The sequence below is a fragment of the Streptomyces sp. NPDC058457 genome, assembly GCF_042720695.1.
GTDB lineage: Bacteria > Actinomycetota > Actinomycetes > Streptomycetales > Streptomycetaceae > Streptomyces.
Genome location: NZ_JBHXLU010000025.1, coordinates 40,328 through 62,159 on the forward strand (window position 1 = coordinate 40,328; position 21,832 = coordinate 62,159).

Genomic DNA, 21,832 nt, shown 5'->3' on the forward strand with positions numbered 1-21,832 from the left:
AGAGACGTCAAGTGACTGACATCGCCGTGAAGTTGGAGACCGTGGAGCCTGTCGAGAGTGACCAGTGCGGGCAGCCTGCGCCCGTGTCCGACGAGCAACTGGTCGCGATGCTGGTGGAACGGGCCCGGTCGGAGGGGCTGCAGCTGAGCGGGCAGGGCGGGCTGCTGCAGCAGCTGACCAAGCGTGTCCTGGTATCGGCCCTGGAAGGCGAGATCACCGATCACCTCCGCGACGAGAAGCATGATGCGGCCGGCCGTGGCGGCGGTAACTCCCGCAACGGGAGCCGGGCCAAGACCGTGCTGACCGACGTCGGGCCGGTCGAGGTCAAGGCCGCGTGACACCTCGGGCACGTTCGAGCCACAGATCGTCAAGAATCGGCAGCGGCGCCTGACCGGCGTCGACGAGATGGTGCTGCCGCTGTCCGCGAAGGGCCTCACCCACGGGGGATATCGGCCCATCTCGCCGAGGTGTCCAAGCAGACCGTCTCCACCATCACCGACTAGGACCTGGGCGCGAGCCCTGAATTCAGCGATCTGTGGGAACGCTACGACGTGCGGCTGCACACCCATGGCAGCAAGACCTTCCATCACCCGGACGTCGGCGACCTCACGCCCGGCTACCAAAAGATGCAGATCGAGGGCACGCTCGCGCAGCGGCTCGTCGTCTACTACGCCGAGCCGGGCACACCTGATCAGGACAAACTGGCGATCCTCGACATGGACCAGATCGACCAGAGCGCGCCTCATCCCGCTCACGACGCACACTGATCCCTGGTCCGGAGACGGCTCCTACCAGCGGCGGTTCGTTGTTCGTGGTCTGTATGTCAGGCAGCTACATTGAGCAACCCATCACCGTGGCTGGCAGCCGGTGGATGAACTGACTCACGGGGAAGCAGCACCAACCCGGCGGTCGACACGCCCGCAGAATCGCCCCAGTCACCGCCGGCCGCCGCCTGTCCACAGCTCTTACGGGCTGTCGAGAGGGACGGGGCGACTGACGACGTGCCCCTTGGCCGCTCTTCAGCGCCGAGCCGATCCAGCAGGACGGAACCACGCCCGGTTGACCTCAGTCCGAGAGCGAGACGGAGGACTGATCGGTGCCCACCGGAGTCTTCTCCGCCAGGTCGAGGCTGCTTCGTAGGCGGACCGGCTGCAGCAGGATCGCCGCGATGACGGCGAATGCGGCCGCAACGGCTGCGAGCAGGAAGACCTGGGCTGTCGCGTCCCCGTACGCGACCCGGACGATCTGCCGCATCGCGGGCGACTGCGTGGTGCTTTCCGAGGCACCGGACAGCCCGGCGGAGGCCAGTCCCTTGGCGATCTGATCTTGGACGTGGCGAGCCAGTACCGCACCGAGGACCGAGACGCCTATCGTGCCGCCGAGAGAACGGAAGAAGGTCACTGTGGAGCTGGCTGCGCCGACGTCCTTCAGCGGGACAGTGTTCTGCACCATGAGGACGAGGTTTTGCAGGGTCATGCCGACGCCCATCCCGATACAGAGCATCGACACGCTCAGGAACAGCATGGGCGTTTGATAGTCGATGGTCCCGAGGCCCGCGCACCCGGCTGTAAGCAGGACAGCGCCTGTAATGACGAACGGCTTGATCTTCCCGGTGCGGCTGATAAGCCTGCCGGCGACCGTCGAAGCGATCAGAATGCCGACCATCATCGGGATCGTCAGCAGACCTGCCTCTGTCGGACTGTGACCACGGCTGAGCTGGAAGTACTGGCTCAGAAAGACCGACGCACCGAACATAGCTGTCCCCACAGCCAGACTGCCGACGATCGCCAGCGCCGTGGTGCGTTGCCGGACGATGGCCAGTGGGACCACGGGCTCGGCTGCACGCCACTCGACCCATACGGCCGCGAGGAGCAACGCCAATCCACCGCTCACCATGGCGGCGGTCTGCCAAGAGGCCCAGGCGAAAGAGTTGTCCACGAATGACACCCAGATGAGCAGCACGCTTACACCTGCGGAGATCAGAGTGGCGCCCAGATAATCGATCTTCACGTTCTCCCGGCGGATGACAGCCAGATTCAGCGTCCGCTGGAGCAGCAAGAGCGCCGCTATCGCGATCGGGATCCCGATGAAGAAGCACCACCTCCATCCCAGCCACGAGGTGTCGACGATGACTCCACCGAGCAGCGGGCCGCCGATGGTGGACGTGGCAGTGACGCTGCTGATGTAGCCGCTGTAACGCCCACGTTCCTTTGGCGGAATCATCGCGGCGAGGGAGATCTGAACGAGTGCCTGCACCCCGCCTACGGCGATGCCCTGCACAGCGCGGGCGGCTATGAGCTGAGTGGCTGTCTGACTGATGCCGGCGGCCAGGGCGCTGAGGATGAAGATGGCGATCGCCGCCTGCACCAGGACTTTCTTGCTGAAGAGGTCGGCCAGCTTGCCCCAGATGGGAGTCGTCGCAGTCGTGGTGAGCAAGGATGCCGTGACCACCCATGTGTACTGGGTCTGCGACCCGTGCACAGCTCCGATGATCTTCGGGAGTGCACTGGAGACGATGGTGCTGCTGAACGTCGACACGAACAGCGCGAGCATCAGCCCGCTGAGTGCTTTCAGCACGGTTCGGCGAGATGTGAGCGAAGCGCCTTGAGGGCTCGGCTCGTTCAGTGTGGTGCTCGTCACAGGCACTCCCGCCCATTTCAACAAGTGACTATACGCGGCGTATAGCGAGATGGATTTCACCATACACGGCGTAAGGTGAACTCATGAATCGTTCAACCGCACGGCAAACCGACCTCGGGGGCACCGCTGCCACCCCTGACGCGTCGGTGCTCCGGAGCGACGGCCCGCCAGAGCACGGGCCCCGCGTAAACTTGCGCCTGCAGCAGAAGAGGCTGACGCACCTTCGGCTCCTCGACGCCGCCGTCGAGGTGTTCACCGAGAAGTCGTTCGTCGACGCGCGGGTGGAGGACATCGCCCAGGCTGCCGGGGTGACCCGAGTCACCGTCTATGCGCACTTCCCCGGCAAGGCCGAAATCATCGATGCTCTCGTCGAGCGCGTGTACTCCTTGATGGAGGAGGCGTACGCCGAGCTCGCCGCGTTGCCCCGGTGGACTTGGGACGGCGTGCGTGCCTGGCTCGACGACGCGGAGACGCGCTGGCGAGACATGGCGCCCATCCGCCGGGTCACCAACGCGGCAGCCCCCACCGCACTGCGCAGCGTTGACGCCGGCCGGGCCCAGTACGTCAAGGCCCATGAGCGCTACGTCGGCCTTCTCGTCTCGCCATCCGATCGCTGGCATGGTGCAGACCCAGCAGAGGCCAACCAGCGAGCCCTCATGGCTGTTCTCCAGACAGAGTCGTTCTTCTCAGCATGGATCGCCGTGGGCTGGCCTCTCAAGACTGCCGACCCACTCCGACTGCTGGCCGACTCCCTCTGCCACATCCTTGCTCCGGCAATGCATAAGGACGGCGAGTAGACCTGTCCTATGTAAGGGATTACTTGATCAACGGCGGATCTGTTCATCAGGGGAGAGACGCCAGGTGAGCAAGGCGAACGGGAGCATCAATGGCATGTTGCACTGGCACGACCGCGAGAGCCCGTGATACGAGCGCGGGCGCCGCAGCACCGCGGCCAATGCCCGCCGCGTGGCCCGCTTCGGCGAGATCACCGACCCGCTGGCGCAGTGCCTGCTTCACTCATGCCACGAGGGCGGACATCAGACCCAGCGTGTGAGGAAGTGGGCGTCTCCCTGACGACGCTCCGAGGCATCTGTGAGGCCGTCCTTTGGCGCCCCGTCCACGACGAGCACGTCAGAGCCAACCAGGTGCCGCTGTCCAGTGCAGCAGCTCGGTGTATCTGGCCACGGTCATCGACCTGTTCTCCCGCCGCCTGCTCGGCTATGCGATGGGAGAGCGTCACGACACCGGCCTGGTCGTCGCCGCCCTCCACATGGCCGCGACCACCCGCGGCGGTGACGTGCGCGGCGTCATTTTTCACAGTGACCGCGGAAGCGAGTACGGCTCCCGCAGGTTCCAGCGGGTTTCCCGCAGGCTGGGCGTCTTCCCGTCCATGGGCAGAGCCGGATCGTGTTTCGACAATGCCATCAGCGAGGCGTTCAACAGCGTGCTCAAGGTCGAATACGTTCGCCTGTACGCCTTCGCCACCCTCGCCGAGGCCCAGATCAGGATGGCCACCTGGATCACCGACTTCTACAACGCGCGGCGGCTACACAGTGTGTGCGGGTTCAAGAACCCGATCGACTACGAACACGACCACCGAGCCGGCCTCACCGAGGAGCTGGCTGCATAGGAAGGCCACCACGTTCGGAGGGGATTGACACGAGCAGCTTCCCCTCGTCCCGCATCTTGTAGCCGGTGTTCAGGCAGTCCACGACGTTGCGGCCGAGCCGGTCCACGGCCGCAGCGACCAACCCGTCGTACGGGCCCCCTCATCGCGAAGCCAAGGGCCCAACTTCGGCCGGGTCATCGGGTCGGTGGCGCCCGACACCTCCCAGTCGTCGGCCCAGCCGATGATGTGGCCCCCGACAGACGCGGCGGCGGTCAGCACGTACTCGCGCTGCCGCTCCGGAGACGACGTGGCGAGCTTCATCCGCGACAGCCGCCGCACGCCGAGCAGGCACTCACCTCATCCGTCGTAGGAACGTTCGATCATGTTCAGGTCCGTACCGCGCAAGACTTCTCCGTTCCGAACACGCAAGGTACGGAGATTTGGCGGCCGCACCCAGGATGATCTTGCTCAGCCCAGGAAGCTCAGTCGAACCTGCCGGTTGGCATTGTCCTTATTGGTGTCGACCAGGCACACCGACTGCCAGGTGCCGAGCGCCAGGCGGCCGTCGATCACCGGGAGGGTGGCGTGCGGGGGGACGATCGCCGGGAGGACGTGGTCACGGCCGTGGCCGGGGCTGCCGTGCCGGTGCTGCCAGCGGTCGTCGGCGGGGAGCAGGGTGTGCAGGGCGGCCAGCAGGTCGTCGTCACTGCCGGCGCCGGTCTCGATGACCGCGATGCCGGCCGTCGCGTGCGGGGTGAAGATGTTCAGCAGGCCGTCGCGGCCGGCCGCGGCCTCGCGGAGGAAGGCCTCGCAGTCGCCGGTCAGGTCGACGACCCGTTCCCGGCTACCGGTGGCGACATCGAGTTCTCGTGTGGTGAAGGCATCCGACATGCCCCCATCGTGGACCATGTGCCGGGCAGGCGTGCGAGCGGCCGGGCCGGGAAGATCCACGGCCCTCCCCGCTGTTGGTAGAAGCGTGAACAATGCGCGTGAGGTCGAGGTAGTCGTCATCGGCGCTGGTCAGGCGGGTCTGTCCAGCGCCTATCATCTGCGGCGCACCGGCTTCGAGCCGGACCGCGACTTCGTGGTGCTCGACCACTCCCCCGCACCGGGCGGCGCCTGGCAGTTCCGGTGGCCGACCCTGACGTACGGCAAGGTGCACGGGATGCACGCGCTCCCGGGCATGGAGCTGACCGGGGCCGACCCGGCGCGGCCGTCCGCCGAGGTCATCGGCGAGTACTTCGCGGACTACGAGCGCACCTTCGGCCTGCGGGTGCACCGGCCCGTCGACGTCCGCGCGGTGCGCGAGGGCGAGGGCGGGCGGCTGCTTGTGGAGACCGGCCGGGGCGACTGGTCGACGCGGGCACTGATCAACGCCACCGGCACCTGGGACCGGCCGTTCTGGCCGCGCTACCCGGGGCAGGAGACCTTCCGCGGGCGGCAGTTGCACACCGCGCAGTACGCCGGGCCCGAGGAGTTCGCCGGCCAGCGGGTCGTGGTCGTCGGCGGCGGGGCCTCCGGCACCCAGCATCTGCTGGAGCTCGCCCCGTACGCGGCCGCCACCACCTGGGTCACCCGGCGGCCACCGGTCTTCCGCGAGGGCCCCTTCGACGAGGGCGTGGGCCGGGCCGCGGTGGCGCTGGTGGAGGAGCGGGTACGGCAGGGGCTGCCGCCGCGGAGCGTGGTCTCGGTCACCGGGCTGCCCCTCAACGACGCGATCCGGCAGGGCCTGGAGGACGGGGTCCTGGACCGGCGGCCGATGTTCGACCGGATCACCCCCGACGGGGTGGAGTGGAGCGACGGGCGGCGCGTCGACGCCGATGTCATCCTCTGGGCCACCGGGTTCCGTGCGGCCCTGGACCATCTGGCGCCGCTGCGGCTGCGCGAGCCGGGCGGCGGGATCAGGGTCGAGGGGACCCGCGCGGTCGCCGATCCGCGCGTCCACCTCGTCGGCTACGGTCCGTCGGCCAGCACCATCGGCGCCAACCGCGCGGGGCGCGAGGCCGTGCGGGACATCAGGCGGCTGCTGGCCGGGGAACCGGCCGCCGCATGACGCACCGGCGGCTCAGCGTGGCGACTGCGAGACCTGTGGCGACCGCTGGGCCTTGCTGTTCTGTACGGCGTTGAAGTCGGCGACATTGCGCTGGTGCTCGGCGTAGTCGGCGGTGAACCGCGTGTCCCCGGGCTTGACCGTGACGAAGTACAGCCAGTTGCCCGGTGCCGGGTTGAGCGCGGCACGCATCGCGTCCACGCCCGGGTTGTCGATCGGCGTGGGCGGCAGTCCCATGCGCTGGTAGGAGTTGTACGGGTTCTCGATACGGGTGTCGCTCACCGTGGTGTTGAGGGTGCTGCGGTTGAGGGCGTAGTTGAGGGTGGAGTCCATCTGGAGCGGCATGCCGCGCTGCAGCCGGTTGAAGACGACCCGCGCCACCTTTCCCATGTCGGCCTTGCCGACGGCCTCGGCCTGGACGATGCTGGCGATGGTCACCGCCTGGTAGCCGTTCATCGCGTCGCGCTGCGCGCCGGCCGCGACGGGCGCCCCGCCGAACCGCTGGTTGGCGGTGTCGACCATGAACCGCAGCACCGACTGCGGGGTCGCGTCCTTCTCCAGGGGATAGGTGGCCGGGAAGAGATAGCCCTCCGGGTTGCCCCCGGCGTCGCCGGGGAGTTTCAGGCCCGCGGTGCCGACGGAGCTCTTGGTACTGCCGGCGGGAACGGCGAGGGCCTTGTCGACGGCGTCGTAGATCTGGGACGCGCGCCAGCCCTCCGGGACGACCAGGGAGGCGGATACGGCCGTGCCGCCGGCCAGGGACAGCAGGGGCACCGCCACCGCGGCGCCGGCCACGACGGCGCCGGTCACGCCGAGGACGATCCTGCCGCGGCGGGTCAGCCGGATCGCCTTCCCTCGCGTCGTCGTTCCGCGGCTCGAGGCGCCTCGGCTCGCGGCCGTCCGTCGGCCCGGGTCCCGCGGCGGAGTGTTCATCTGCATGCGGGCACGTTAGCCCGCATAACGCCACAAACCCGACATATCTTCAGCTTGTCGACGTCAATTTGTCAGCTTCGGTGGGTTGGACTAGGTGAAGCGGCCGAGTCGAGTGGCCGAGTCGGGATCGGTTGAGGTGAAGCGGCCGAGGTGAAGCAGCCGGGGCGGAGCGGCTCCGGTTGGCCGGGGTGGAGCGGCTCCGATCGGTCAGCTGAGGCGGAGCGGCTCCGGTTGGCCGACTGCACTGTCCGGCCTCGGTCGGGCCGGCCCGGGCTGGCCGGCCGCCGCCGGTCGGCTGCAGCCGCCGGCCTCAGCTCGTGGGCGGCGTCGCGTGCCTGCGCCCCCGGTCGCCCCGCCTGTGCACCGGCCGCAGGGCCGTCTCCCACTGGGCTGCCTCGCCGCCGGATCCGGCCGGCTCGACCGCCGGCTCCGCTGCCGTCTCCAGCCGGGCGTCCCGGCGCACCAGCGCCGCGTACCGGCCGTCGAGCCCCAGCAGTTCCTCGTGCGTGCCCCGTTCGGCCACGTGTCCGGAGTCGAGGACGACGATCTGGTCGGCACCCTGGATCGTGGACAACCGGTGGGCGATGGTGACGGTCGTCCGGTTGGCCGACAGTGCGTCGATCGCGTCCTGGACCGCATGTTCGGTGCGGGTGTCCAGAGCACTGGTCGCCTCGTCGAGGATGAGGACCGGCGGGTCGCGCAGGATGGTGCGCGCGATGGCGAGCCGCTGCTTCTCACCGCCCGAGAAGCGGTGACCGCGTTCGCCGACGACGGTGTCGTAGCCGTCGGGCAGCGAGGCGATGTGGTCGTGGATCTGGGCCGCGCGGGCGGCCGCGTGCAGTTCCTCGTCGGTGGCGTCCGGCTTGGCGAAGCGCAGGTTGTCGGCGACCGAGGCGTGGAAGAGGTACGTCTCCTGGGAGACGACGCCGACCGCGCGGGCGAGGGTGTCGAAGTCGAGGTCACGGACGTCTACGCCGTCCAGGGTGACCCGGCCGCCGGTGACGTCGTAGAGCCGCGGGACCAGGTAGCCGAGCGTGGACTTGCCGGCGCCGGTCGGGCCGACGACCGCCAGGCCGGTGCCGGCCGGGACGGTGATGTCGATGCCGTCGAGGACGGGCCCGCCCTTGTCGTCGTAACGGAACTCGACGTTCTCGAAGCGGACTTCGCCCTTCACCCGGTCGAGATGGACCGGCTCGTCGCGCTCGGTGATGTCGATGGGCAGGTCGAGGTACTCGAAGATGCGCTGGAAGAGGGCGAGGGAGGTCTGGATCTGGACCCCGGTCGCCAGCAGGCTCACGGCGGGGCGGAACAGGCCCTGCTGGAGGGAGACGAAGGCGACGATGGTGCCCAGCGAGATCTGCGGGCCGCCCATCTGGAGGGCCACGCCGGCGGTCCAGTAGATGACGGCGGGCATCGCGGCCATCACGATCGTGATCACGGCCATCCGCCAGCGGCCGGCCATGTTCGACTTCACTTCCAGGTCGACCAGTTGCTCGGACTCCTCCGCGAAGGAGGCGGTCAGCGAGTCGGCGCGGCCCATGGTGCGGCCGAGCAGGATGCCGCTGACGGAGAGCGACTCGGTGACCGTGGCGGCCATCGCGGCCATCTGCTTCTGACGCTGGGTGGTGATCTTCTTGCGCTCGTTGCCGACCCGGCGGCTGATCCACACGAAGAGCGGGAGCAGGACCATGGAGACGATGGTGAGCCGCCAGTCGAGGGCGATCATCGCGACGATGGTGGCGACGACGCTGGTCAGGTTGGAGACCAGGGAGGTGGCCGTCGAGGTGACGGTGGCCTGCATGCCGCCGATGTCGTTGGCGATGCGGGACTGCACCTCGCCGGTGCGGGTGCGGGTGAAGAAGGCGAGCGACATGCGCTGCAGCCGGCCGTAGACGGCGGTGCGCAGGTCGTGCATGACGCGCTGGCCGACGGTGGTGGATATCAGCGTCTGCAGGACGCCGAAGACGCTGGTGAGGACGGCACTGAGGATCATGCCCAGCGCGAGCAGGCTGAGCAGTCCGGTGCGGCCCTGTGGGATCGCGGTGTCGAGGGTCGCCTTGAGAAGGAACGGGGTGGCGACCGAGACCAGCGAGGCGGCGCCGACCAGCAGGCCGACGATCGCGAGCCGGCCGCGGTAGGGGCGGAAGAGCTTGAGGATGCGGCGTACCTGGCGGGGCTGGTCTGCCGAGGTGCCGTCGGGGGTCCAGTTGATCTCGTCTCGGGGCATGGCTCCTGCGGATGGGTGTGGTGTGTACGGACTCACGGAGGATAGCTCACTGTTACCTATACTCACAATGAACATAGTCCTGATATTGTTCCCGTATGAGCTCCCCCGACCCCGACGGCCCGCTCGCCGAGCAGTTGCTACGCCTCACGCGCCGGGTCTGGCGTATCCAGAAGCGCCATCTGGAAGCGCGCGATCTGGGCGTCACCCCGGCCCAGTCTCGGCTGCTGCGCACCCTCGCGCACTACGACGCTCCCCCGCGCATGGCCGACCTCGCCGAGCGGCTGGAAGTGGTGCCGCGCGCGGTGACGACGCTGGTCGACGGCCTGGAGGCGAGCGGCAAGGTGTGCCGGGTGCCGGATCCGACGAACCGCCGGGTGACCCGGATCGAGATCACGGACGAGGGGCGCGAGACCCTGCGCGGGCTGCGGGCGGCACGGAGGTCGGCGGCCGAGGAGATCCTGGCCCCGCTCTCGGAGGAGCAGCGGGAGGTGCTGGGCGGGCTGCTGGACACGCTGGTCGACGGGCCGGTGCCGACGAAGCACTGCTGAGACATGCCGAAGCGGCTCCCCCGGCCGAACAGGGGAGCCGCCTCTCGCCTCACGGCCGGCTTCAGCTTTCGGGCACCGGCTCCTTGGCCGGCGCCTCGGCGGCCTCCTCCTGCACCGCCTCCTCCTGCACCGCCTCGGCCGCACCGCCCAGCACCTGCTTGGCCCGCTCCACGTCCAGCGCGCCCTCCCAGCGGGAGACCGCGAAGACGGCGACGCAGTTGCCGAGCAGGTTGGTGACGACGCGCATCGAGTCCATGATGCGGTCGACGCCGAGCAGCAGGGCGACGGCACCGGCCGGAATGGCCCCGAGCGAGGAGGCGGTCGCGGACAGGGCGAGGAACGCCGAACCGGGGATGCCGGCCATGCCCTTGCTGGTGAGCATCAGCACCAGGACGACGGTGATCTGCTGGCCGAGGCTCAGGTCGACACCCACGGCCTGGGCGATGAACAGGGTGCCGATGGAGAGGTACAGCGAGGCGCCGTCCAGGTTGAAGGAGTAGCCGGTGGGCAGCACCAGGCCGACGGCGTCGTCACGCGCGCCCGCCTTGCGCAGCTTCTGCATCACGCGCGGCAGCACGGACTCCGTGGAGGCGGTGCCCAGCGCGAGCAGCAGCTCCTCGCGGATGTAGCGGACGAACTTCCAGAGGCTGAGGCCTGTGACCACCCTGAGGGCGACCGCCAGCAGGGCGACGAAGAGCGCGGCGGCCGCGTAGCACAGGACGATCAGCTTGGCGTAGGTCTCGATGACGCCGAGCCCGTACTGGCCGATCAGGACGGCCATCGCGCCGAAGACGGCGATCGGGGCGAGGCGCATGACGAAGCCGACGATCGCGAAGATGATCTCCTGGGCCTGCTCGATGGCCGGCAGCACCTGCGGCACCCTGGTGTGCCCGAGTTGGAGCAGCGCCGCCCCCACCAGGCAGGCCAGGACAAGCACCTGGAGCAGGGAGTTCTCGGCGAAGGCGCCTATGAAACTGGTGGGCAGGGCGTTGAGCACGAACTCGGTCGTCGAGGGCAGCGAGCCGCCGCCCGTCTTCGCGTCGACCGCCTTGGCGCTCAGCGTGGCCGGATCGACGTGCATCCCGGAACCGGGCTGGACCACGTTGGCGGCGACGAGTCCGATGACCAGCGCGAGCGTGCTCGCCACCTCGAACCAGATCAGCGCCTTGAGCCCGATCCGCCCGAAGGCCTTCAGGTCACCGGCCTTGGCGATGCCGACGACGACCACGCAGAAGACGAGCGGGGAGATGATCGTCTTGATGAGCCGGGTGAAACCGTCGCCGAGCGGCTGGAGGTCCGAGGCGAAGCCGGGCCACAGCCGCCCGACGACGATTCCGAGCACGAGCGCGCAGGCGACCTGCGCGAAGAGAGAGGTACGCAGTATGCGTGCGACGCGTCGCGGCAGGGACGGGACGGACGGCGGCACGGGCACTCCTAGTGGGGGTTCGACTCGCAGAAGCCGAGCGAGACTTCTGCGATACGGAAAGCGTCTTCCGTGCCGATCACTCTGGAGGCGTTCTTGATCCCGTCTGAGACCGCCGTGTCACGGCCGTGTAAATCACGGGCCCAGTGACACATCGCACACGACTCGGCTCCGCGGCCGCCGCTCAGCAGCCGCTGCGATCCACCGTCAGCACCCCCTGTTCGGTGGCCAGCGAGCGGTCGTAGCAGCCGTCCGAGCCGTACAGCCGGTAGCGCTCGCTCGACGTGCCGACCGCGTGCCGCTGGTCGCGCGGCACGTTCAGGGTGTAGGTCGCGTCGCCGCTGTAGGTGTCGTCGAGCCGTGACCAGCCGGTGTGCCGGCCGCCGCGCTCCTCGGTCACCGCCGCCCGGTCCCCGAGCGTGAGGACGGTGCGCAGCCGGTCGTCCGTGCCGACCGTGATGGCGCCGTTCATGGTGTACGTCCGGTCGGTGCGGGTCGTCCGGGGTGCTCGGCCCGCCTGCACCGTAACGGTCTGGTCGTCAGTCCAGGTGGCGTCGAGCGCGTCGGTCGTCTCACCGTCGTTCCAGCGGTGGGCGGAGGTGTTGGCCAGCGTCCGGCTGACCGTGGTGGCCACCCGGCCGTGCGAGGTATCGACGTATCCGGCGACGGTGAGCCGGTGCCCGGCGTCGGTGTCGACCCGGTACTCGCCGGAACCGGGTGTGTAGACGGAGGAGTTGGCCGGTTCGGACGCCTTGACCTCGGTGACCTTCCCGGTCACGTGGGCCCGGTGGGCGTCCTGCCACACCAGGACGTTCACGGGAGCGCTCCAGCCGGACTGCCCCTCGGGCACGCCGGCGACCGAGACCTCGACGGTGTGCGGGCGGCCGTCGTTCAGGAGCCCGGCGAACGGCGTCAGGTCGTATTCGATCGGCTTGACGTCGAAGGCGTGCGGGCCCGGAACGACGTACCAGAGGAACGGGTTGGACCAGCCGCCGGTCCACACGTTCGGGAACGGTGCGGCGATTCCGGCCAGTTGGCCGTCGACCTTGATCTGCACCTCCCGGTAGGGCCCCTTGTCCGCCTTGCAGGAGTACGACGCCGGGTCGGCCACGGTCAGGTACCAGAACTCCTCGCAGCCGCCGCCGGATCCGGTGGCGTACACCTCGGCGACGATGCGTTCGCTGTTGCGCGGGGTGGTGAGGGTGGTGCCGTCGCCGGCCAGGGTGAGCACCTTGTCGGGGACCGAGGCCTCGGGGCGTCCCGCGAAGAAGGTGAGGGTGGCCTTGACGTCGATGACGCCGGTGTAGGTGTCGTCGACAACGTTGCCGATGAGCATCTCGACGTCCTGCGTGGAGCGGAAGGTGTCGCTGTAGCGGGTGACGTCCTTCTCCACGTGCCACTCGATGCCGTCCGGCGAGGGCTCGGGGGTGGAGGTGCGCAGCACCTCGACGCCGCCGACGTGCAGATAGCCCAGTCGGTCGTACTGACGGCCCTTCACCTTGCCGTCCAGCCTGAGGACGACCTTGCTCCAGCGGTCGCCGCAGCCCTGCGGGGGCGTGTACGTTCCCCGGTACGGGGTGAAGTCGCGGAACTGGGCCTCGGCCAGGGTGACTTGGCAGGACCTGGCGCCCTTGGGCACGGATACCGGCGGGGCCGCGGTCACCGGGTCGTGCCAGTCGGTGCCGAACTCGGCCGGGACGTCGGCGGCACGGGCTGCGGGGGCACCCGTACCGAGGAGCGCGCTCGCCAGGAGGGTCGCTCCGGCGAGCATGGACATGACGATCCGTTTTCTCATGGCCGGTGTTCTACGGGGAGTTGACCACCGACCGCAATGACCGGACCGGTCGACGGCCACCCGGTCGGCCACCCGACCAGGCGACCGCACACCATAGCTACACATAGTGCTATAAGCGGATCAAACCGTCACAGTGCTGTCATGGAGATCATGACCGCTCGTCACGCCCTCCGCGCCGCCGTCGCGCTCACGGGCGCCGTCGCGCTCACCGGCACCGGCTGTTCCGCCGGTGTTCCCCACCGGGGCCACGGCTCCGCCGCCCCCGGCGCCTCGGCGGCCGCGTCCGGCCCCGCCCCGTCCCCCGGCGCACCCGGCATCGGCGACCCGCTCATGCCGCTGGACGGCAACGGCGGCTACACGGTCCGCCGTTACACCCTCGACCTCGACTGGCGGGCCCCCGGGACCCCCTTCCCGGCCGGTACCACCATCAGCGCCACCGCCACCCAGGCCCTGTCCCGCTTCGACCTGGACTTCGCCGGCAACACGCTGCACCGGGTCACCGTCGACGGCGCGCCGGCCGCCGCCGTACGCGACGGCGACGAACTCGTCGTCACGCCCGCCCGGCCGATCCCGCGAGGCAGCGCGTTCACCGTCCGCGTCGCCTACACCGCCGACCCCACCCAGCGACGGCAGCGCAGCGACGCGATCCGTGAGTACGGCTGGGTGCCCACCCCCGACGGCACGCTGATCTGTGCTCAGCCCGACGGCGCCAAGATGGTCTTCCCGGTGGACGACCACCCCAGCCTGCGGGCCCCCGTCGCCTTCCGCATCACCACCCCGCCGGGTCTGCGCGCGGTGGCCAACGGCCGGCTCGTCGACCGCGTCCGGCGGCCCGACGGACGGGTCCGGTGGACGTACGACTCCGAGGAGCCCATCGCGGCACAACTGGTCCAGATGGCGATCGGGAAGTTCGCCTTCGTCGACGGCAAGGGGCCGCACGGCCTGCCCCTGCGCGACGTGGTCCCCGACGGCCTGGTCACGGACACCGAGACCGGCCGCTCGCTCACCCCGCAGCACCTGGCCTGGCTGGAACAGCGCCTCGGCCCGTACCCGTTCCGACGCTACGGCGTACTCGTCGGCGACACCGACCTGCCGGTGGCCCTGGAGACGCAGTCGCTGTCCGTCGTACCGAAGGACGATCTGCTGGGCGACCGGGTCGACGCCGAACGCAACCTCGTGCACGAGCTGACCCACCATTGGACGGGCGACAGCGTCGCCATCAGACGCTGGTCCGACCTGTGGCTGAGCGAGGGTCATGCCCGTTACTACGAACGGCTGTACTCCGCCGAGCACGGCGGCGTGAGCATGGAGGACGCCATGCGGGCGGCGTACGAGCAGCACGACCAGTGGCGCCACGACGACGGGGCCCCGGCCGAGCCCACGGAGCCGACGCTGTTCAAGGTGATGCGGTACGACGGCTCGGCGCTGGTCCTCTACGCCCTGCGGGAGAAGGTCGGTGACGACACGTTCGACCGGATCGAACGCGCCTGGGTGACCCGGTACCGGGGGCGCGCGGCCGGTACCCGGGACTTCGTCGCGCTCGCCTCCGAGGTCGCGGGCGAGGACCTGACACCCTTTCTGACGCCTTGGCTGTACGGGCCCGACACGCCGCCGATGCCGGGCCGTCCCGACTGGCACGTGGACCCGGTCGAGGACTGAGCCCGCACGGTGTGCGGCCGCCGCCGGATGCCGAGCCGGTGCCCGCCGACCGGGTGGCCTCTGCCGGAGCGCTGGGCCACCCGGTCGACGCTCGGCGCGCCGTGCCGCGCCGGGCACGGAAACGTACGAGGGGTGACGTGAAGGACAACCTCCTTGCCCTGGTTGCGACGAGCGTGCTTGGAGACCCTCAGCAAGCGGTTGGAGACCCTCTGGTATGAGAAGAACTGTCGCTCCACGTGTGCCCAGTGCCCTCCGGACGTGCCGTCTGACGGCCTGCCTGATCGCGACGGCCGCGCTGCTGCCACCGCTGCTGATCCTCCCGGCGTCCGGCGCCGACGAGGCCGAGGACCAGCGTCTGCAGAACGCCTTCACGGACGCCGCGCGCGAGTTCCACGTGCCGCGCAGCGTGCTCATGAGCGTGTCCTACATGCAGTCGCGCTGGGACACCCACCCGGGCACCCCGAGCGTCGCGGGGGGCTACGGTCCCATGCACCTGGTGGACACCAAGGGTGCCCACGCCCCGACGCCCGCACCCGGCCCGGCCGCGCCGGACGGCGGCAAGGCCGACCCGCTCACGGGAACGGCGTTCGCGGCGGGCGGTCATGCCGTGCAGCCGGCGGACCTGGAACGCGCCGCACGGCTGATCCAGGTCCCCGCCGGACAGCTGCGCACGGACGCCGTCGCCAACGTACGCGGCGGCGCGGCGCTGCTGGCCGCCACCCAACGGCATCTCGGCAAGCCGCTCAGCGCCGACCCGGAGGCCTGGTGGCAGGCGGTGGAACGTTTCCCCGGCACCCGTGACGTCACCTCGGCGGCGACGTACGCCGACGACGTCTTCGGCCTGATCCGCCGGGGCGCGCACCGGACCACCGCGGAGGGACAGGAGGTCACCCTCCCCGCCACCCCCGGCGTCAGGCCGCACCCCGGCCCGCAGACCCCCAAACGGCCGAAGAACGTCGAGTGCCCGCCCGAACTGGCCTGCGACTGGCTCGCCGCGCCCTACGAGGAGATCGACGACGACGGCGACTACGGCAACCACGACCTCGCCGACCGGCCCCGGGACCAGCGGATCGAGTACATCGTCATCCACGACACCGAGTCGACACTGCCGAACATGTTCAAGACCGTGCAGGACCCGACCGAGGCGTCCTGGCACTACTCGGTCCGCTCCAGCGACGGACACATCACCCAGCACGTCAGGACGAAGGACGAGGCCTGGCACTCCGGCAGCAAGTTCGTGAACGCCCGCTCGATCGGCATCGAGCACGAGGGTTTCCTCACCCACCCCGGAACCTGGTACACGGAGCAGATGTACCGGTCCTCGGCCCGGCTGGTGCGCTACCTGGCGAAGAAGTACGGCGTCCCGATGGACCGGCAGCACATCTTCGGCCATGACAACGTGCCGTCCCCGACCGGCGACAGCATCCCCGAGATGCACGAGGACCCCGGTCCGTTCTGGGACTGGCGGCACTACTTCGACCTGCTCGGCGCACCGCTGAAGGCCACGGCCGGACCGGACAGCCCCGTGGTGATGATCCTGCCGGACTACGCCACCCACAAGCCGCGGTACACGGGCTGCGACGGCGCCGGCGTACCGTGCCGGCCGCACGGCTCCAGCGCGGTCCGCCTGTACACCCGGCCGGACGAGAGCGCTCCGCTGATCCAGGACCCGGGCCGCAGGCCGGACGGCGAGGACTCCACGGAGGACGTCAGCGACCTGGGTTCGCGTGTCTCCACCGGCCAGACCTTCGCCGTGGCAGACCGCAGCGGCGAGTGGACGGCGATCTGGTACCAGGGCAACAAAGCGTGGTTCAAGAACCCCACGGTGCACCCGACGGCCGTCGGTGCGCACGGCCGCATGGTGACGCCCAAGGAAGGCCTGGACGAGATCCCGGTGTTCGGGCGGGCCCTCCCGGAGGAGGAGGCCTACCCGGAGGGAGTGGAGGAGGAAGAGGAGTCCCCGCTGCCGTACAGCCTGCGGGCCGGCCAGCGGTACGTGACGCAGTCCGGTGTCGGCGGCTCCTACGTCGACCGGTCCACCTTCTCCGACACGCCCCAGCCCGTGGTGCTGGGCCGGCAGCGGTACTACGAGATCCAGTTCGGCCACCGGCTCGCCTACGTACGGGCGGACGACGTGGACCTGGTGGACGCGGACGGCGCCACGGCGGGCCCGTCCGGCGGGGAGGCGGGCCCGGGCGGACAGTGACACCGCACCGCGACCGGGGCCGGCTAGGACCGCAGGCTCGGCCTGTCCCCCATCACCACGACGGGCTCGCGGGCCGGGTCGAGTGTGCGGAGCAGGTACTCCATGGCCTCCCGGGGAAGGCCGATACACGCCGAGGTGCCGCTGCCGTGGTCGAGGTGCAACCAGATGCCGCCACCCCTGCCGTCGCCCCAGGGGTGGGTCGTGTCGTGCGGCGGTGTGCCCCGCAGGCGGTTGTAGTCGATGGCGATGACGTAGTCGAAGTCGTGCCGGTACGCCGGGCTCCAGTAGTGCGGGGGTGTGTAGAGGTCCCGGCCCTGGGCGTAGGAGAGCCGGGTGCCCGGATCGGGGAGCACACCGCCGGCGTCGGTGACGGTGAACACGCCGATCGGGCTGCGTCCGTCACCCGCGGAGTGATCGGCGGTCCAGCCGGCCCGCCCGTTGTGGGCGGGCCAACTGCCCGCCGGCTGCCAGCCGCCGACCTGCCGGCTGTACAGCACGACCGTGGAGTCGGCCGAGTCCTTGTCCTCGCCGTACACGGCGACGACCTGGCCGGAGTGGTCGGGGATCAGCGCCTGCCACTGCTCGCCGACACCGGGCAGCCGGCCCGGATCTCCGACCGGCGCGGGCCGGTCCGGCTGCCGGGCCGGGGGCTGCCCGGCCGGGCCCGCTCCGGCGGCTCGGGCAGCTCTCGGGGGCCTGGTGTGCGGCCCCGGCAGGCCGTTCTTCGCACCACCGCTCGGTGACGCCTCGCAGGCGCTCAGGGTCACCAGGACAGCTCCGAGGACCGCCGCCGTGGCGGTCGCCCGCCGGACGCTTTTGATCTGCACCCGCCCATCCTGACATCACATACCGGTCAATTAACTAAATCTTCTGACATTCAGCGCGTGTTGGGCGGCAGGCTCTGGCCGGAAGCGGGTGGATTTCGACGGCCGACAGGAAAAACCGTTTGATTTCGACGACGCTCCGACGCGAACCTTTCACGGCTTGTCGCCACCTCCCCCGACCCGAGCCGCTGGGACACCATGCAGATTCAAGATCTTCCGTATTCCGATCCCGGCGTGCCGGACGCACGTTCGGGTCCCCGGTTCCTGTGGTGGCTGGGGCGGAATCAGCTGGGCGGACAGCTCAAGGCACTGGCCTGGGGACTGCTGCACTTCGTGTCCGTCTCCGCGCTCCCGTTCTGTGTGGGCCTCGCCGTCCAGGCCGTCGTCGACCGCTCCGGCACCCGGCTGGCCCTGACGGGCGGTCTGCTGGTGCTGTGCGGCACAGCGATCGCCGTCGGCGACACCTTCCTGCACCGGGCCGCCGTCACCAACTGGATCACCGCGGCCGCCCGCGTCCAGCAACTGCTCGCCCGCAAGGCCACCCTGCTGGGATCCGCGCTGACCCGGCGGGTGGCGGCCGGCGAGGTGGTGGCCGTCTCCACCGGCGACGTCGAGAAGATCGGCTGGTTCGTGGAGGCGGTCTCCCGCTTCACCGCCGCCGCACTGACGGTCGTCGCAGTCGGCGTCGCGCTGCTCTTCTACCAGCCGGCCCTCGGCTGGGTCGTCGCCGCCGGTCTGCCCCTGGTCGCCCTGTCCGTGCTGCCGCTGCTGCCCCGGGCCACCCGACGCGCCGACTTCCAGCGCGCCAAGGCAGGCCGGGCCACGGAGCTGGCCTCGGACACCGTCGCGGGACTGCGCGTGCTACGCGGCATCGGCGGCGAGGACCTCTTCCTCGACCGCTACCGCCGCGCCTCCCAGGAGGTACGGCACGCCGCCGTGCGCAGCGCCCGGATGTGGTCGCTGATCTCCGCGATCCAGGTACTGCTGCCCGGGCTGCTGCTGATCGCAGTCGTCTGGCACGGGGTCCAGCTGGCCCGGCAGGGCCGCGTCACCGTCGGCGAACTGGTCACCGTCTACAGCGCGGTCATGATCCTCAACTACCCGTTGCAGCACTTCACCGAGATCGCCATGGCCTACTCCTTCTCACGCCCGTCGGCGAAACGGGCCGCGCGGGTGCTCTCCCTGGACCGGGCCACGGACACCGGTGGCTCGCGCGCCGACAGCGTGCCGGCCGGTGACCTGTACGACCCCGCCACCGGTCTGCTCGCTCCCGCGGGCCGGCTGACCGCCGTGGTCTGCGGCGACCCCGACGCGGCCGGACTCCTCGCCGAACGGCTGGGCGGCCACCCCGCCGAGGCCGGCACCTCCGTGCTGCTCGACGGTGTACCGCTCGACGAACTGCCCCTGGAGGCCGCCCGCACCGCGGTGCTCGTCCAGGACAAGGACCCGGTGCTGCTCTCCGGTTCACTGCGGGAACTGCTCGACGTGCCGGCCTCCGGGGCCGTGCGGGCCGAGGACGCGCTGGCCGCCGCCCAGTGCGCGGACGTCCTGGACGCCCTGGTCCAGGGCTCACTGGACGTCACCGACCCGCTGGACGCCCGGATCACCGAGCGGGGCCGGTCCCTGTCGGGCGGCCAGCGCCAGCGGCTCGCGCTGGCCCGGTCGCTGATCACCGACCCCGGGGTGCTCGTCCTGGACGAACCCACCTCCGCCGTCGACTCGCACACCGAGGCCCGGATCGCGGAGGGAATCCGCGAGCTGCGGTCCGGCCGTACGACCGTCGTTTTCACCTCCTCGCCGCTGCTGCTCGACCGGGCCGACCGGGTGGTCCTGGTCCTCGACGGCGAGGTCGCGGCGGTCGGCGTGCACCGCGAACTGGTGCGCGCCGAGCGGCGGTACCGGTCGGTCGTGACACGTGAGACGGACGACGAAGCGGCGCTGCAAGGCGCGGCGCACGAAGAGAACGAAGCCGTGCTGCGAGGCAGGGCGCCGGAAAAGAACGAAGTCGCGCTGCGAGGCAGGGCGCTGGAAGAGATCGAGGAGAGCGCATGATCGGCGTCGCGCCACCGGCGTACGACCCGGCTGCCCCGACGACGGCCACCACCCTGCCCGTCGGCGCCACCGCAACCGTACGTGCCTACGTGGCCGAACTGTTCCGCCGGCACCGCCGGGCCCTCTCCCTCCTGATCGCCGTCAACACGGTGGCCGTAGTCGCCTCCATGGTCGGCCCGTACCTGCTGGGCGGACTCGTCGAGCGGGTCTCCGACGGAGCCCGCGACCTCCATCTGGGCCTGACCATCGGCCTGTTCCTGGTCGCACTCGCCGTCCAGTCCGTCTTCGTGCGCGAGGTACGGCTGCGGGGTGCCGTGCTCGGCGAGCGGATGCTGGCCGACCTGCGCGAGGACTTCCTCGTCCGCTCGGTCGGGCTGCCGCCGGGCGTCCTGGAGCGGGCGGGCACGGGCGACCTGCTGTCCCGGATCACCACCGACATCGACCGGCTCGCCAACGCCATGCGGGAGGCCGTGCCGCAGCTGTCGATCGGCGTGGTGTGGGTCGTGCTGCTGATCGGCGGACTCGTCGTCACGGCACCGCCACTGGCCGCCACCGTGCTGCTCGCCCTGCCGATCCTGGTGGTCGTCTGCCGCTGGTACTTCCGGCGGGCGCCCGCCGGCTACCGCTCCGAGGCCGCCGGATACGCGTCCGTGGCCGCCGCCCTCGCGGAGTCCGTGGACGCCGGGCACACCATCGAGGCGCACCGGCTCGGCGCCCGCCGTATCGCCCTGTCCGAGCGCCGGGTCAAGGAGTGGACGGCGTGGGAGCGCTACACCCTGTGGCTGCGGTCGGTGCTGTTCCCGGCGGTCAACGCCACCCACACCACGGTCCTCGGCTCGGTGCTGATGATCGGCGGCGTCTTCGTCCTGAAGGGCTGGATCGACGTCGGCCAGCTGACGACTGGCGCGCTCATCGCCCAGATGCTCGTCGAGCCGGTGAACCTGATCCTGCGCTGGTACGACGAGGTCCAGGTCGCCCAGGTGTCGCTGGCCCGGCTGGTCGGCGTCCGGGACATCGAGCCGGACGCCGGGGACGCCGCGCTGGCCCCCGCCGGCCGGGAGGTGCACGCGGACGAGGTCCGCTTCGGCTACCTGCAGGGTGTCGACGTGCTGCGTGAGGTCTCCCTGGAGGTCGCGCCCGGCACCCGGCTGGCCCTGGTCGGCCCCTCGGGCGCGGGCAAGTCCACCCTGGGCAGGCTGCTCGCCGGGATCTACGCGCCCCGGGACGGCCGCATCACCCTGGGCGGCGCGGAGCTGTCCCGGATGACCGCCGAGCGGGTCCGCTCCCATGTCGCCCTCGTCAACCAGGAGCACCACGTCTTCGTGGGCTCCCTGCGCGACAACCTGCTGCTCGCCCGGACCGACGCGGCGGATGCCGAGCTGTGGGCGGCTCTCGGCGCGGTCGACGCGGACGGCTGGGCGCGGGCCCTGGAGGAGGGTCTGGACACCGAGGTCGGCTCCGGCGGGCTCGCCCTGACCCCGGCGCAGGCGCAGCAGATCGCGCTGGCCCGGCTGGTGCTGGCCGACCCGCACACGCTGGTCCTGGACGAGGCGACCTCGCTCCTGGACCAGCGCGCCGCCCGCCATCTGGAACGGTCCCTGGCCCGGGTCCTGGACGGCCGCACCGTGGTCGCCATCGCCCACCGGCTGCACACCGCCCATGACGCGGACGTCATCGCCGTGGTCGAGAACGGTCGGATCAGCGAGCTCGGCAGCCACGACGCGCTGGTGGCGGCCGACGGCGCCTACGCGGCGCTGTGGCGGTCGTGGCACGGGTGACAGGCCGCGGCAAGGGGTAGGGCACGGGGTGTGCGCCGCAGGTCGCGCCCCGTGCCGTTGCGCGGGTGCGAGCAGGGGTGGAAGGCTG

General features: G+C 70.5%; 17 protein-coding genes and 1 pseudogene. 10 read left to right on the top strand and 8 right to left on the bottom strand.

Going from position 1 to position 21,832, the window contains the following annotated elements; translation table 11 throughout:
- Positions 1-107: 107 nt before the first annotated feature.
- A pseudogene (locus ACFWPS_RS21085) lies at positions 108-500 on the top strand (transposase); the annotation flags it as partial.
- A gap of 6 nt (positions 501-506) precedes the next feature.
- Positions 507-767 carry a hypothetical protein gene (locus ACFWPS_RS21090; protein ID WP_383707398.1) on the top strand — a complete coding sequence of 87 codons (261 nt, stop codon included), beginning with the start codon at positions 507-509 and terminating at the stop codon, positions 765-767.
- 298 nt (positions 768-1,065) lie between these two features.
- Here ACFWPS_RS21090 and ACFWPS_RS21095 read toward each other — a convergent pair whose 3' ends face one another.
- Entirely contained in the window at positions 1,066-2,553 is a 1,488-nt protein-coding gene (locus ACFWPS_RS21095) for an MFS transporter (RefSeq protein ID WP_383707400.1), read from the bottom strand.
- A 170-nt stretch (positions 2,554-2,723) separates the two neighbouring features.
- Between ACFWPS_RS21095 and ACFWPS_RS21100 the strand changes: the two genes are divergently transcribed.
- Entirely contained in the window at positions 2,724-3,437 is a 714-nt protein-coding gene (locus ACFWPS_RS21100; protein ID WP_383707259.1) for a TetR/AcrR family transcriptional regulator, read from the top strand.
- A gap of 374 nt (positions 3,438-3,811) precedes the next feature.
- Positions 3,812-4,270 (top strand): DDE-type integrase/transposase/recombinase, encoded by a 459-nt coding sequence (locus tag ACFWPS_RS21105; protein WP_383707261.1) that lies wholly within the window; start codon positions 3,812-3,814, stop codon positions 4,268-4,270.
- Positions 4,271-4,339: 69 nt separating this feature from the next.
- Here the strand turns inward: ACFWPS_RS21105 and ACFWPS_RS21110 are convergent, their stop codons facing one another.
- Both ACFWPS_RS21110 and ACFWPS_RS21115 read right to left on the bottom strand, forming a co-directional pair.
- On the bottom strand, positions 4,340-4,570 hold the full coding sequence (locus ACFWPS_RS21110) for a hypothetical protein (protein ID WP_383707263.1): 231 nt from the start codon (positions 4,568-4,570) through the stop codon (positions 4,340-4,342).
- Between the two features lie 147 nt (positions 4,571-4,717).
- Positions 4,718-5,140, bottom strand: a complete 423-nt coding sequence (locus ACFWPS_RS21115; RefSeq protein WP_383707265.1) for a secondary thiamine-phosphate synthase enzyme YjbQ — start codon at positions 5,138-5,140, stop codon at positions 4,718-4,720.
- Positions 5,141-5,225: 85 nt separating this feature from the next.
- Here ACFWPS_RS21115 and ACFWPS_RS21120 point away from each other — a divergent pair, with 85 nt between their 5' ends.
- Entirely contained in the window at positions 5,226-6,302 is a 1,077-nt protein-coding gene (locus tag ACFWPS_RS21120) for an NAD(P)-binding domain-containing protein (protein WP_383707267.1), read from the top strand.
- A gap of 12 nt (positions 6,303-6,314) precedes the next feature.
- Here the strand turns inward: ACFWPS_RS21120 and mltG are convergent, their stop codons facing one another.
- Entirely contained in the window at positions 6,315-7,238 is a 924-nt protein-coding gene (gene mltG, locus ACFWPS_RS21125) for an endolytic transglycosylase MltG (RefSeq protein ID WP_383707269.1), read from the bottom strand.
- Positions 7,239-7,542: 304 nt separating this feature from the next.
- Complete coding sequence (locus ACFWPS_RS21130; protein WP_383707271.1) at positions 7,543-9,459, bottom strand: ABC transporter ATP-binding protein; 1,917 nt, start codon at positions 9,457-9,459, stop codon at positions 7,543-7,545.
- A gap of 95 nt (positions 9,460-9,554) precedes the next feature.
- Between ACFWPS_RS21130 and ACFWPS_RS21135 the strand changes: the two genes are divergently transcribed.
- A complete protein-coding gene (locus ACFWPS_RS21135; RefSeq protein ID WP_383707273.1) occupies positions 9,555-10,007 on the top strand; it encodes a MarR family winged helix-turn-helix transcriptional regulator in 453 nt (150 codons plus the stop codon).
- 61 nt (positions 10,008-10,068) lie between these two features.
- Here the strand turns inward: ACFWPS_RS21135 and ACFWPS_RS21140 are convergent, their stop codons facing one another.
- Together ACFWPS_RS21140 and ACFWPS_RS21145 are read right to left on the bottom strand one after the other, a co-directional pair.
- The gene (locus ACFWPS_RS21140; protein ID WP_383707275.1) at positions 10,069-11,433 is read right to left on the bottom strand and encodes a cation:dicarboxylate symporter family transporter; all 1,365 of its coding nucleotides are present in this window, start codon (positions 11,431-11,433) and stop codon (positions 10,069-10,071) included.
- 181 nt (positions 11,434-11,614) lie between these two features.
- A complete protein-coding gene (locus ACFWPS_RS21145; RefSeq protein WP_383707277.1) occupies positions 11,615-13,225 on the bottom strand; it encodes a peptide-N4-asparagine amidase in 1,611 nt (536 codons plus the stop codon).
- A gap of 141 nt (positions 13,226-13,366) precedes the next feature.
- Between ACFWPS_RS21145 and ACFWPS_RS21150 the strand changes: the two genes are divergently transcribed.
- On the top strand, positions 13,367-14,884 hold the full coding sequence (locus ACFWPS_RS21150; protein WP_383707279.1) for a M1 family metallopeptidase: 1,518 nt from the start codon (positions 13,367-13,369) through the stop codon (positions 14,882-14,884).
- A 214-nt stretch (positions 14,885-15,098) separates the two neighbouring features.
- Entirely contained in the window at positions 15,099-17,090 is a 1,992-nt protein-coding gene (locus ACFWPS_RS21155; RefSeq protein WP_383707281.1) for an N-acetylmuramoyl-L-alanine amidase, read from the top strand.
- A 23-nt stretch (positions 17,091-17,113) separates the two neighbouring features.
- Here ACFWPS_RS21155 and ACFWPS_RS21160 read toward each other — a convergent pair whose 3' ends face one another.
- Positions 17,114-17,917 (bottom strand): L,D-transpeptidase family protein, encoded by an 804-nt coding sequence (locus ACFWPS_RS21160; protein WP_383707283.1) that lies wholly within the window; start codon positions 17,915-17,917, stop codon positions 17,114-17,116.
- A 195-nt stretch (positions 17,918-18,112) separates the two neighbouring features.
- On the opposite strand from ACFWPS_RS21160, the gene ACFWPS_RS21165 reads away from it, so the two are divergent.
- Entirely contained in the window at positions 18,113-19,966 is a 1,854-nt protein-coding gene (locus ACFWPS_RS21165; RefSeq protein ID WP_383707285.1) for an ABC transporter ATP-binding protein, read from the top strand.
- A complete protein-coding gene (locus ACFWPS_RS21170; protein ID WP_383707287.1) occupies positions 19,963-21,744 on the top strand; it encodes an ABC transporter ATP-binding protein in 1,782 nt (593 codons plus the stop codon). The genes ACFWPS_RS21165 and ACFWPS_RS21170 overlap by 4 nt, the downstream gene beginning before the upstream one ends.
- Positions 21,745-21,832 lie beyond the last annotated feature (88 nt).